At 70.3% G+C, this 10,869-nt stretch carries 12 protein-coding genes and 1 pseudogene; 5 read left to right on the plus strand and 8 right to left on the minus strand.

The window, feature by feature from the left end:
• Window positions 1-51: 51 nt before the first annotated feature.
• Both AB0I88_RS40315 and AB0I88_RS40320 read right to left on the minus strand, forming a co-directional pair.
• Window positions 52-1,455: a leucyl aminopeptidase family protein gene (locus AB0I88_RS40315; protein ID WP_361037421.1), complete on the minus strand. Its 1,404-nt coding sequence runs from the start codon at window positions 1,453-1,455 to the stop codon at window positions 52-54.
• Window positions 1,456-1,532: 77 nt separating this feature from the next.
• A complete protein-coding gene (locus AB0I88_RS40320; RefSeq protein WP_014447667.1) occupies window positions 1,533-1,700 on the minus strand; it encodes a DUF3117 domain-containing protein in 168 nt (55 codons plus the stop codon).
• Window positions 1,701-1,973: 273 nt separating this feature from the next.
• Here AB0I88_RS40320 and AB0I88_RS40325 point away from each other — a divergent pair, with 273 nt between their 5' ends.
• Complete coding sequence (locus AB0I88_RS40325; protein WP_361037423.1) at window positions 1,974-2,777, plus strand: PaaX family transcriptional regulator C-terminal domain-containing protein; 804 nt, start codon at window positions 1,974-1,976, stop codon at window positions 2,775-2,777.
• Complete coding sequence (locus AB0I88_RS40330; RefSeq protein WP_361037425.1) at window positions 2,774-3,562, plus strand: enoyl-CoA hydratase-related protein; 789 nt, start codon at window positions 2,774-2,776, stop codon at window positions 3,560-3,562. The genes AB0I88_RS40325 and AB0I88_RS40330 overlap by 4 nt, the downstream gene beginning before the upstream one ends.
• A gap of 3 nt (window positions 3,563-3,565) precedes the next feature.
• On the opposite strand, the gene AB0I88_RS40335 is transcribed toward AB0I88_RS40330, so the two are convergent.
• The 5 genes and pseudogenes from AB0I88_RS40335 to ndhC form a co-directional block, all read right to left on the minus strand.
• Entirely contained in the window at window positions 3,566-4,072 is a 507-nt protein-coding gene (locus tag AB0I88_RS40335; protein WP_361037427.1) for a hypothetical protein, read from the minus strand.
• A 4-nt stretch (window positions 4,073-4,076) separates the two neighbouring features.
• Complete coding sequence (locus AB0I88_RS40340; RefSeq protein ID WP_361037429.1) at window positions 4,077-4,649, minus strand: DNA-3-methyladenine glycosylase I; 573 nt, start codon at window positions 4,647-4,649, stop codon at window positions 4,077-4,079.
• A complete protein-coding gene (locus AB0I88_RS40345; RefSeq protein ID WP_361037431.1) occupies window positions 4,646-5,152 on the minus strand; it encodes an SRPBCC family protein in 507 nt (168 codons plus the stop codon). Before AB0I88_RS40345 ends, AB0I88_RS40340 begins: the two co-directional genes overlap by 4 nt.
• A gap of 181 nt (window positions 5,153-5,333) precedes the next feature.
• Window positions 5,334-5,681: pseudogene (locus tag AB0I88_RS40350) on the minus strand (DivIVA domain-containing protein); the annotation flags it as partial.
• 57 nt (window positions 5,682-5,738) lie between these two features.
• Window positions 5,739-6,116, minus strand: coding sequence for an NADH-quinone oxidoreductase subunit A (ndhC, locus tag AB0I88_RS40355; RefSeq protein WP_361037433.1), 378 nt, complete (start codon window positions 6,114-6,116; stop codon window positions 5,739-5,741).
• 186 nt (window positions 6,117-6,302) lie between these two features.
• Between ndhC and AB0I88_RS40360 the strand changes: the two genes are divergently transcribed.
• Both AB0I88_RS40360 and AB0I88_RS40365 read left to right on the plus strand, forming a co-directional pair.
• Entirely contained in the window at window positions 6,303-8,156 is a 1,854-nt protein-coding gene (locus AB0I88_RS40360; protein WP_361037435.1) for a 2-oxoacid:acceptor oxidoreductase subunit alpha, read from the plus strand.
• Window positions 8,149-9,159 (plus strand): 2-oxoacid:ferredoxin oxidoreductase subunit beta, encoded by a 1,011-nt coding sequence (locus tag AB0I88_RS40365; protein WP_361037437.1) that lies wholly within the window; start codon window positions 8,149-8,151, stop codon window positions 9,157-9,159. The genes AB0I88_RS40360 and AB0I88_RS40365 overlap by 8 nt, the downstream gene beginning before the upstream one ends.
• Here AB0I88_RS40365 and AB0I88_RS40370 read toward each other — a convergent pair.
• Window positions 9,156-10,172, minus strand: a complete 1,017-nt coding sequence (locus AB0I88_RS40370) for an NAD-binding protein (protein WP_361037439.1) — start codon at window positions 10,170-10,172, stop codon at window positions 9,156-9,158. The genes AB0I88_RS40365 and AB0I88_RS40370 overlap by 4 nt on opposite strands.
• Window positions 10,173-10,267: 95 nt before the next feature.
• Between AB0I88_RS40370 and AB0I88_RS40375 the strand changes: the two genes are divergently transcribed.
• The gene (locus AB0I88_RS40375; protein ID WP_361037441.1) at window positions 10,268-10,699 is read left to right on the plus strand and encodes a phospholipase; all 432 of its coding nucleotides are present in this window, start codon (window positions 10,268-10,270) and stop codon (window positions 10,697-10,699) included.
• Window positions 10,700-10,869: the final 170 nt, after the last annotated feature.

Below are 10,869 nucleotides of genomic sequence, written 5' to 3' on the forward strand. Positions count from 1 at the left end.
CGAGAACGGCCGGGCGAAGCCGTGGGCGTTCTCGGGGCCCCCGCCACCGACTCACGACGGCGCGTCCTCGCCGAGCGCAGTGAGGTAATAGAGCAAGGTGCGGGCGCCCCAGCCGGTGGCGCCCTTGGCCAGCTCGCCCTCGGCCGACTCCGACCAGCTCGGGGCGGACATGTCGAAGTGCGCCCAGCGGACCGGCCCGTAGAAGTCGCGCAGGAACAGGGCGGCCGTGATCACGCCGGGACCGCCGCCCGCGTTGATCCGGTCGGCGATGTCGCTGCGCTGAAGCTCGGCGTAGTCGTCGGCGAGCGGCAGCCGCCACATCCGCTCGCCGGCCGCCTCGCCGGCCGCGGTCAGCGCCGCCACCAGCTCATCGTCCGGGCTGATCAGGGCGGCCGTGCGCTTGCCCAGCGCCACGGCGTTCGCCCCGGTCAGCGTGGCCAGGTCGATCACCAGGTCGGGCGCCAGCTCGGCGGCCGCGTACGCCAGGGCGTCGGCCAGCACGAGACGGCCCTCGGCGTCGGAGTTCGTGTTCTCGGTGGTCGAGCCGTCGTAGTGGGTGATCACGTCGCCGGGGCGGAAGGCGGCGCCGCCGATCGCGTTCTCGGCGAGCGGCGCCAGCGTGGTGATCCGCACCGGAAGGTTCAGGTCGGCGGCGCCCAGGGTGGCGGCGACCACCGCGGCCGCGCCGCCCATGTCCTTCTTCATCAGCTTCATGCCGTCCCGCGGCTTGATCGAGATGCCGCCGGTGTCGAAGGTGATGCCCTTGCCGACCAGGACCACGTGGGTGGTCGCGCCGGGCGGCTGCCAGGACATCTCGACGAGGCGCGGCGGTGACACCGATCCGGCGCCCACGGCCCGCAGGCCGCCGAAGCGTTCCAGCTCGTCGCCGGCGCGGACGGTCACGGTCAGTCCGGGACGGCGGGCCGCCTCGGCGACGACCTGCCCGGCGAACCACTCCGGGTTCTTCACCGACGAGGGTGTGTTGGTCAGGTCCCGGGCCAGCCAGGTGGCCTCGGCGGTCACTCGTGCGCTGGTGAGGCTTTCCGCGTACGCGGAAGGATCGTCGAGAACGAGTCGCACCTCGCCGGACCGGGGCGCCCGGGCGGCGTCGCGATAGCGATAGCCGCCCAGCCAGAGACCCTCGGCCAGGCCGCGCAGCGCGGCCGGGGCGAAGCCGGCCGGAAGCAGCACCTCCAGCGTCTCGTCGTCGGCGGCCTCCCGGACGGCCGCGGCGCCGGTGGCACGCCAGGCGGCCTCGCTCCCGTCGCCGGGGCCGGCCAGCAGCACCCGGGACGGCTGCCGCAGCGGGCGCGGGAACGCCGTGATCCGGCCCGCCGTGGCGGAGTCCTCGGTCGCGGCGGCCAGGGCGGACATCTCCGGGTCCAGGCCGGGCCCGACCGGGACGACCCTGGTGACGGTGTCGTCGGAGACGTCGGTCAATCGGATTGTGAACACGGGAGGATGACCTTTCCGTAAGACGTGGAAAGCCCGCCGGTACGGGCGGTACCGTACCGGCGGGCTCGCGTGAAACGTCAGCCGGCGATCGACTTCAACGCGTCACCCAGCGCGTTGGCCTCGTCCGGAGTCATCTCAACGACGAGACGGCCACCACCTTCCAGCGGGACGCGCATGACGATGCCACGCCCCTCCTTGGTGACCTCCAGCGGACCATCGCCCGTCCGCGGCTTCATCGCCGCCATCTTGTCTCCCCTCAGACCTACGTCAGGGTCGGTGGGTTACCCCACAGCCACTTGCTCCTGGAATGCCAGCAGCCACGTCACGTGCTCAGCCCCACGTGACGCGGTGCTCGTTTCCGACCGGCGGCCGTACAGGCCGTTTCACGCTTTCACGCGTTGCGGCCCACCGTGCCGATCAAACATTTTCCCTGATGAACACCGGCGAACCCAAACCCAGCCCGGGCGGATGTGACAGCGTCTAGCATATCGTCTTTCGGGCTGTCACAATGTGCGGTCATGCAGGCGCGGTCCGCACTCTTCGACCTGTACGGCGACTACCTGCGCGATCGCGGCTCCCGAGCCCCGGTCTCGGCGCTGGTCCGGCTGCTGGCGCCACTCGACATCGCGGCGCCCGCGGTCCGTACCGCAGTGTCGCGAATGGTGCGGCAGGGCTGGCTTCATCCGCTCCGTCTGGCCGCCGGACCGGGCTATCTGCTCACTCCGAAGGCCGCCCGCCGGCTCGACGAGGCCGCCGCCCGGGTGTACCGGACCGGTCGCGGCGGCTGGGACGGTCGCTTCGACATGATCCTGCTCCACGAGCCCGTCACGCGGCGTGACGCGCTGCGGCTCACCTATCTGGGCTACGGGCCGCTCAGCGAACAGGTCTGGGTGGCGCCCCGGGCCTCCGACGAGGCCGGCGCGCTGCTGGCCGAGGCGGCGGTCGGCTACGAACGGTTCAGCGCCAGCCCGACGGCCGGCGCCACCACGATCGTGGGCCGCGCCTGGGATCTCGGCCGGATCGGACAGTCGTACCAGGAGTTCGTCGAGTCACTACGGCCCGTGGTCAAGGCGATCACTCCACGTAGCACCGACGAGGAGGCGTACGCGGCCCGGTTCCGGCTGGTGCACGCGTGGCGGTCGTTCCTCTTCCAGGACCCGCAACTGCCGTCGGCGCTGTTGCCCGCGGGGTGGCCGGGCGTCAAGGCCGCGGTGTTCTTCGACAAGCACGCCACGAGGCTGCGACCGGCCGCCGACCGTCACGTGGAACGTTGCCTGCATGCGGCCGCACGTGGAGCACGTGTGGGATTCTCGAACCCATGACCGACTCGCTCCTCCTCGACCGCACTGACGCGGTAGTCACCCTGACCTTGAACCGCCCCGAGGCGATGAACTCCTTCACCGTCGACCTCAAGGAGGCGCTGCGGGACACCCTCGCCCGGCTGGAGAGCGACCGGTCGTGCCGGGCGATCGTGCTGACCGGCGCCGGCGGCGCCTTCTGCGGCGGCCAGGACCTGCGCGAGCACGCGTCGGTGCTCCAGTCCGGCGTGACCGACCTCAACACGGTCCAGGTGCACTACAACCCGATCGCGCAGCGGCTGGCGAACATGCCGAAGCCGGTGATCGCCGCGGTGCGCGGGATGGCCGCCGGGGCGGGCGCCTCGCTGGCCATGCTCGCCGACTTCCGCATCGGCGGCCCGAAGACCAGCTTCCTGATGGCCTTCGCCAACGTCGGCCTGGCCGGGGACAGCGGCATCTCCTGGTCGCTGCCGCGGATCGTGGGCCACGCCAAGGCGGTCGAGCTGCTGCTGCTCGCCAAGCCGGTGAAGGCCGAGGAGGCGTCCCGGATCGGCATGCTGACCGAGCTGCTCGACGACGACGAGAAGGTGCTGCCGGCCGCCCAGGAGCTGGCCGCGCGGCTGGCGGCGGGCCCCACGGTGGCCTACGGCGCGATCAAACGGGAACTCTCCATCGCGACGGCCGGCACCCTGTCGGACGCGCTCGCCGCCGAGGCACAGGCGCAGGCGATCTGCGGCGCGACCGCCGACCACTCGGCCGCCGTCGACGCCTTCCTGAACAAGCAGCGGCCCGAGTACCAGGGCCGCTGACCGTTACTCCTCGTCCTCTTCCTCGGGGTCCTGGTTCGCCTCGGCCCCGAGGACGAAGGCCTGCATGGCCAGCTCGTCACCGGAGGGCCAGACGTAGGTGGGCAGCTCGGCCGGGCCAAGCTCCAGCACGTGCGACCAGAACTGGCGCACCGCCTCCGCCGGGTTCACCGCCTCGATCGGCATGGCCACGCTCACCAGCCAGGCCTTCTTGTCGGACGGCCCGCCCAGGCGCTCGGCGAACCGCCGGAACGTCACCTCGTCGACCTCACCGACAGGCAGGCTGTCGGCCGGGACCGGCGAGTCGAAGGCACGCCGCAGATACCACAGCGCGAGACCGCCGTCCGTCTTCTCCACCCGGGCCGACGCCACGACCTGCCGCTCGGCGACCACCAGCACCTCGTCACCGACCGCGGCACCGGCCGGCCCGTCCGCCACGGTCACCACATCGTGCTGGAACAACCGCTCGGCCGCCCACTGCTCATCCGGAAGAACCACCGACCATCGCGCCATGGCCTCATCTCATCACGGGCACCCAGCAGTCCGTCAGGTGGTCGTCTACCATGCCGGTGGCCTGCATCAACGCGTACGCCGTGGTGGGCCCCACGAATTTGAAGCCGCGTTTCTTGAGCGCCTTCGCCATGGCGGTGGACTCGGGCGTGACCGCCGGGATGCCGGCGCGGTCACGTGGCCGGTCCCTCGCCGGTGGCGCGAACGACCAGAGCAGCTCCGTCAGGTCGACCTCGGCCGCCACCCGGGCGTTGTGCAGGGCAGCGTCGACCTTCATCCGGTTCCGGACGATGCCGGCGTCGGCCATCAGGCGCGCGGCGTCGGCCTCGGTGTATTCGGCCACCTTGACGATCGAGAAGCCGTCGAAGGCGGCCCGGAACGCCGGCCGCTTGCGCAGGATCGTGATCCAGGACAGGCCGGACTGGAAGGCCTCCAGGGTGAGCCGCTCGAACAGGGCGTCGTCGCCGCGGACCGGTTTGCCCCACTCGTCGTCGTGGTACGCCGTGTAGTCCGGTGAGCCGCCCGCCCAGAAGCAGCGTGGCCGCCCGTCGGCGCCGATCACCAGCCCGGTGTCGGTCACGGCAGCCGGCCCTGCTCGACGAGGCGCCCGAAGCGTTTCAGCGTCCCGGTGAAGCCGATCTTGGAGCCCGGCCAGAGGACCGGCCACGCGATCTTGCCGACCGCTCCGGCCGGCAGGTGGAACCATTCGTGCAGCACCACCTGCGTACGGTCGCCGGACATCGCGGTGCACCGCATCGAACCGGGGCCGCGGAGCACCTTGCCGCAGTGCACGACGCGGACCTCGTACGGCTCGTTGACCTTGACGACCCGCAGCTCGTCCCGCAGGATCGCCGGCCCGAGCGCGGTGACCGCCTCGACCAGGCTGCCCTCGCCGCCGTTGCCCTCCACCACCCGGACCCGGGTGAACGGGATCCACTCGGACTGCTTCTCCCAGTTCATGAACGCGGCGAAGACCCGGGACGCGGGCGCGTTGACGATCACCGTGGCGGTGAACTCGCCGGACCCGGGGCGGGCGGCGTCGCCCAGCCCGCTACCTGGGCCGGCCTCCGAGTCGCTGCTCATCGCGCCGCCTCCGCTGCGCTCCGGCGGCGCGATGAGCTCAACCCTGAACCCAATGATTCACTCGCAAGCTCCCTCATCGCTTCTCCACCGGCTCCTGACCGGTCTCCATCGGGATGACCGGCGGCTCGGCCACCGGCGGCTCGTGGAACGGCGGCTGACCGGCGACCGGGGCCATCGCGGCCTCCCGTGCCTTGCGCAGCGCGTCGGCGTCCTCGGTACGCCCTTCCCGCAGGGCGGCCACCTCGGCCTCCAGCACGCCGATCAGCTCACCCTTGTAGCCGATGTCGTAGGCGGCCCGCTGGAGCGCCTGGTCCACCTGGTCCATGCGGTAGCCCCGCCAGACGGTGTCGAACCTGGTCCGGGAGATGTCGTCCTCACCGAGCGGCCGGTCGCTGGGCAGCGGAACCGCGCGACCGTCGGGCTCGACCGGGGTCAGGCCTGGGTCGCTTCCGCTCAGCAGAACGGTCACACCGAACACGATCGTCGCGACGACCAGAGCCACGACAATGAAGAGCAGTAGCTGACCCATGCGCACGATGTTGGCATGTCCGCTTTCCGGAGGCGAGCCCGCCACCCGTCCGGACGGTCAGGTCCAGGTGAGGATCCGCTTGCGCCAGGCGTACACGATGCCCAGCGCGAGCACCGCCACGAAGATGCCCATCTCGGCGATGGCCATCCCGCCGAAGCCGGGCCGGTCGAAGATCACCGCCCACGGAAAGAGAAATACGGCTTCTACGGCGAAAAGCACATAGAGGTATGCATAGACGTAATACCGGATCTGCGCCTGCGCCCAGTCGCCGCCGACCGGGTCGATCCCGCTCTCGTAGGCGATCCGTTTGCCCGGCGGCTCGGCCGGCCGAGCCGGGCGCAACAGCCGGTTCGCGCCGAAAGCGGCCACGAACAACAGCACGCCGGCGAGGAGCACCAGACCCAGGGTGGCGTACGAACCGAGATATCCGTCCACGATCGGGGAGCCTATCCGACGCAACCAGTGAGATCCGCTAGCTGGTTGTTTACCGTCACGGCTACCGTGGGCACCGGTCCGCGGCCGCTTCGTAAGGAGCGGCGACGTAGTGTGGAAGTGACGATTTGCGGGCCGGCTCATCGACAGTCATGAAGCCGCCGGACCGCGCCCTATGGAGGTTGAATCGTGGCCGCTCCCGCGAAGCGGGTCGAGCAGCTGGACCGGGTGGTGATCCGATTCGCCGGCGACTCCGGTGACGGAATGCAGCTCACCGGAGACCGGTTCACGTCGGAGACTGCCCAGCTGGGCAACGACATCTCGACCCTTCCGAATTTTCCCGCAGAGATCCGCGCCCCCGCAGGCACTCTGCCCGGTGTCTCGAGTTTCCAGGTCCATTTCGCCGACTACGACATTCTCACCCCGGGTGACGCGCCGAACGTCCTCGTCGCGATGAACCCGGCCGCCCTCAAGGCGAACCTGGCCGACCTGCCGGCCGGCGCCGACATCATCGTCAACACCGACGAGTTCACCCGGCGCAACCTGGCCAAGGTGGGCTACGCCGAGAGCCCGCTGGAGGACGGCTCGCTCTCCGAGTACGCCGTGCACCCGGTCGCGCTCACCTCCCTGACCCTAGGCGCCCTGGCCGAGAGCGGCGTCTCGAAGAAGGATGGTGAGCGCGCCAAGAACATGTTCGCGCTCGGCCTGCTCAGCTGGATGTACTCCCGGCCGTTCGAGTCCACGCTCCGGTTCCTGGAGCGCAAGTTCGCCAAGCGGCCCGACCTGGTCGCCGCGAACAAGGCCGCCTTCCGGGCCGGCTGGAACTACGGCGAGACCACCGAGGCGTTCTCGGTGCGCTACGAGATCAAGCCGGCCCGGATGCTGCCCGGCACCTACCGCAACATCACCGGCAACCAGGCGCTCGCGCTCGGGCTGGTGGCCGCCGCCGTCCGGTCGGGACTGCCGCTGTTCCTCGGCGCGTACCCGATCACCCCGGCGTCGGACATCCTGCACGAGCTGTCCAAGCACAAACGGTTCGGTGTGACCACGATGCAGGCCGAGGACGAGATCGCCGCGATCGGGGCGGCGCTCGGCGCCGCCTACGGCGGGGCGCTCGGCGTCACCACCACCTCCGGGCCGGGCGTGGCGCTCAAGGGCGAGACCATCTCGCTCGCCATCGCCCTGGAGCTGCCCCTGGTGATCGTGGACGTGCAGCGGGCCGGCCCGTCGACCGGCATGCCGACCAAGACCGAACAGGCCGACCTCAACATGGCGCTGTTCGGCCGGCACGGCGAGGCGCCGCTCGCGGTGATCGCGCCGAAGTCGCCGTCGGACTGCTTCCACGCGGCGCTGGAGGCGGCCCGGATCGCGCTCACCTACCGCACCCCGGTCATCCTGCTGTCCGACAACTACGTGGCCAACGGGTCAGAGCCGTGGCTGCTGCCGTCCGTCGACGAACTGCCCGACCTGCGGGTCGACTTCGCCTCCGCGCCGAACACCGAGGACGGGCGCTTCCTGCCGTACCTGCGTGATCCGGAGACGATGGCGCGGCCGTGGGCGGTGCCCGGCACACCGGGCCTGGAGCACCGCATCGGCGGCCTGGAGAAGGCCGACAAGACCGGTGACATCTCCTACGACCCGGCCAACCACGAGTTCATGGTCCGCACCCGGCAGGCCCGCATCGACGCCATCGGAGTGCCCGACGTGGACGTCGAGGACCCGGACGAGAACGCGCAGGTGCTGGTGCTCGGCTGGGGCTCCACGTACGGTCCGATCGGCGCCGCCTGCCGGGCCCTGCGCCAGCGCGGCCTCACCGTCGCCCAGGCCCACCTGCGGCACCTGTCGCCGCTGCCGGCCAACCTGGGCGAGGTGCTCGCCGGTTACGAGAAGGTGATCGTCCCGGAGATGAACCTCGGCCAGCTGGCCGCGGTGATCCGGGCGAGATACCTGGTCGACGCGGTTCCGTTCAACCAGATCAGCGGCCTGCCGTTCACCGCCGCGACGCTGGAGAGCATGCTCGAGGACGTGGTCAAGAATGGCTGAGACGGTCGCGCTGAAACTGACCGCCAAGGACTTCAAGTCCGACCAGGAGGTCCGCTGGTGCCCCGGCTGCGGGGACTACTCGATCCTCGCGGCCATGCAGCGGTTCATGCCGGAGCTCGGCATCCCGCGGGAGAAGATCGTCTTCGTCTCCGGCATCGGGTGCTCGTCCCGCTTCCCGTACTACATGAACACGTACGGGATGCACTCCATCCACGGGCGGGCCCCGGCGATCGCGACCGGCCTGTCCGCGTCCCGCCCCGACCTGAACGTCTGGGTGGTGACCGGCGACGGCGACGCGCTGTCGATCGGCGGCAACCATCTGATCCACGCGCTGCGGCGCAACGTGAACCTGAAGATCCTGCTGTTCAACAACCGGATCTACGGGCTCACCAAGGGTCAGTACTCACCGACCTCGGAGATCGGCAAGATCACCAAGTCGACGCCGGCCGGCTCGGCGGACACGCCGTTCAACCCGCTCTCGCTGGCACTGGGCGCCGAGGCCACCTTCGTCGCCCGGAGCATCGACTCCGACGCCAAGCATCTCCAGTCGGTGCTGCGGGCCGCCGCCGAGCACGAGGGCTCGGCGTTCGTCGAGATCTACCAGAACTGCAACATCTTCAACGACGGCGCCTTCGACCTCATCAAGGACGCGGACACCCGTGACCGGCACCTGATCCGCCTGGAGCAGGGCCGGCCGATCACCGTCGGCAACCTGAACGTCGTCCACCCGGAGGGCAGTTTCGGGCTCAAGGTGCAGGAGGGTGGCACCCCGATCGTCCACGACGCGACCGTGGAGGACCCGGCCTACGCCTTCGCGCTCAGCCGGCTCTCCGGCTCCGACCTGAACACCACCCCGATCGGCGTGTTCCGGAACGTGCGGCGCCCCTCCTACGACGAGATCGTCCGCAAGCAGGTGCTCGACGAACAGGCCAAGGCCACCGGCACCCCCGAGGAGATGCTCGACTCCCTCCTCAACGCCGGTGACACCTGGACGATCGTCTAAACCGACACCCCGTTGGTGACGGACTCGTCGTCACGGATGTAGACGAGCAGGTCGCCGGTCTCGATACTGACGGCCTGCTCGCCGCCGAGCGGCACCACCTTGCCGCGGCGGATCAGCGCCACCACCAGGGTCGGCAGCTCCCGCGGATTGCGGCCGACCTCGGCCCGCTCCGCCGAGCGCATCGCCAGCGCCATGCCCTGGCCCGGGGTCAGCAGATCCTCCACCACGTCGATCAGCGGTGGCGCGGTGGTGGTCAGACCGAGCAGGCGGCCTGCCGTCGACGACGACACGATCACGTGGTGGGCGCCGCTCTGCTTGAGCAACGCGGCGTTCTCCTGCTCCCGGACCGCCGCGATGATCCGGACCTGCCCGGCGGTCAACTGCCGCACGGTCAGCGAGATCAGCACCGAGGCCTCGTCCCGGTCGGTGGCGATGATCACCGACTTGGCGTTCTTCACGTCGGCGTCGTTGAGCACCGCCGACCGGGTGGCGTCGCCCTCGATGACGACGAACCCGCTCTGTGTGGCCTGCCGGACGCCGGCCTCACGGTTCTCCACGATGACGATCCGGGACTTGTCGTAGCCCGTCTCCAGCAGCGCGGCGACCGCGGCCCGGCCCTTCGTGCCGTAACCGCAGATGATCACGTGATCCTTCAACTTGCGCCTCCACCGGCTGACCCGCAGGCCTTTGCGGTACTGGTCGGTCAGCACCTCGAGTGTGGTGCCGACCAGGATGATCAGGAAGAGGACCCGAGCCGGGGTGATGAAAAGGACATTCACCAGCCGGGCGCCCTGGGTCGCCGGCGTGATGTCGCCGTAACCGGTGGTGGAGAGCGACACGACCGCGTAGTAGAAGCAGTCGAGGAGGGTCAGCCCGTCCTCGTTGACGTCGCGGTAACCCTCGCGGTCGACGTAGATGGCCCCCACCGCCATGAGCACCAGGGAGCACGCCATCACCAGACGGAAGGTCAACGCCCGCAACGGTCCCTGACGGACCAGAGGTAGATGAATCATGGAACCGCCTGCACGCGATCACCCTAACGGTCAAGCTGAAGGTCGTAGCTGCAAGGACACCACATCCGACATCGGCCGCGCGCCGGAGGTCCCGCATGCGCCACATCGCGGTCGCCGCACTGCTCGCCGCCGTGCTCATCCCGGCCGTGCCGGCGCGGGCGGCCATGAGCCGTGCCGAACTGCTCGCCCATTGGACACAGCCGACCGACGCCGGCTTCACCGCCTGGAACACCGCACGGCTCGACCGCGACCGCTGGGCTTCCTACCGCTTCGACTGGTCCACCGACCTGTGCACGGGCGCCCCGGAGGCCCCGTTCGGCTTCGACTTCTCCGACGCCTGCCGGCGCCACGACTTCGGCTACCGCAACTACCGGGACGCCGGCGCCTTCGCCGACCACAAGACGCGCCTCGACGAGGCCTTCCGCGTCGACCTGCGCCGCGTCTGCGACGCACGGCCCCTCGCGGCTCAGCCTCCCTGCAACGCTATCGCCTTCACCTACCACCAGGCCGTGAAACTGCTTCGATGAACCCTGATCCGGTACGGCGTTCCCCGCCCCCGGAAACGAGGACCGCTCCGCCCGGCCACGCGATCACCTGCCCACGCACGCCTTTGCCGCGCCCGCCGGGCTGAGATCGGTGGACCGGCTGGTCGTGGGCGCCGACGACGGCCTGCGCGCCGAACTGCTCGCGGTCCGGC

The organism is Actinoplanes sp. NPDC049802 (assembly GCF_040656595.1).
In the GTDB taxonomy this organism is placed as follows: Bacteria; Actinomycetota; Actinomycetes; order Mycobacteriales; family Micromonosporaceae; genus Actinoplanes.

Excerpts from the sequence above, each read along its gene's own strand:
- AB0I88_RS40330 (WP_361037425.1), top strand. The coding sequence starts at position 2,774 with ATGACCGACTCGCTCCTCCTCGACCGCACTGACGCGGTAGTCACCCTG.
- AB0I88_RS40335 (WP_361037427.1), bottom strand. The coding sequence starts at position 4,072 with ATGGCGCGATGGTCGGTGGTTCTTCCGGATGAGCAGTGGGCGGCCGAG.
- AB0I88_RS40370 (WP_361037439.1), bottom strand. The coding sequence starts at position 10,172 with ATGATTCATCTACCTCTGGTCCGTCAGGGACCGTTGCGGGCGTTGACC.
- AB0I88_RS40375 (WP_361037441.1), top strand. The coding sequence starts at position 10,268 with ATGCGCCACATCGCGGTCGCCGCACTGCTCGCCGCCGTGCTCATCCCG.
- AB0I88_RS40325 (WP_361037423.1), top strand. The coding sequence starts at position 1,974 with ATGCAGGCGCGGTCCGCACTCTTCGACCTGTACGGCGACTACCTGCGC.
- AB0I88_RS40345 (WP_361037431.1), bottom strand. The coding sequence starts at position 5,152 with ATGAGCAGCGACTCGGAGGCCGGCCCAGGTAGCGGGCTGGGCGACGCC.
- AB0I88_RS40365 (WP_361037437.1), top strand. The coding sequence starts at position 8,149 with ATGGCTGAGACGGTCGCGCTGAAACTGACCGCCAAGGACTTCAAGTCC.
- AB0I88_RS40320 (WP_014447667.1), bottom strand. The coding sequence starts at position 1,700 with ATGGCGGCGATGAAGCCGCGGACGGGCGATGGTCCGCTGGAGGTCACC.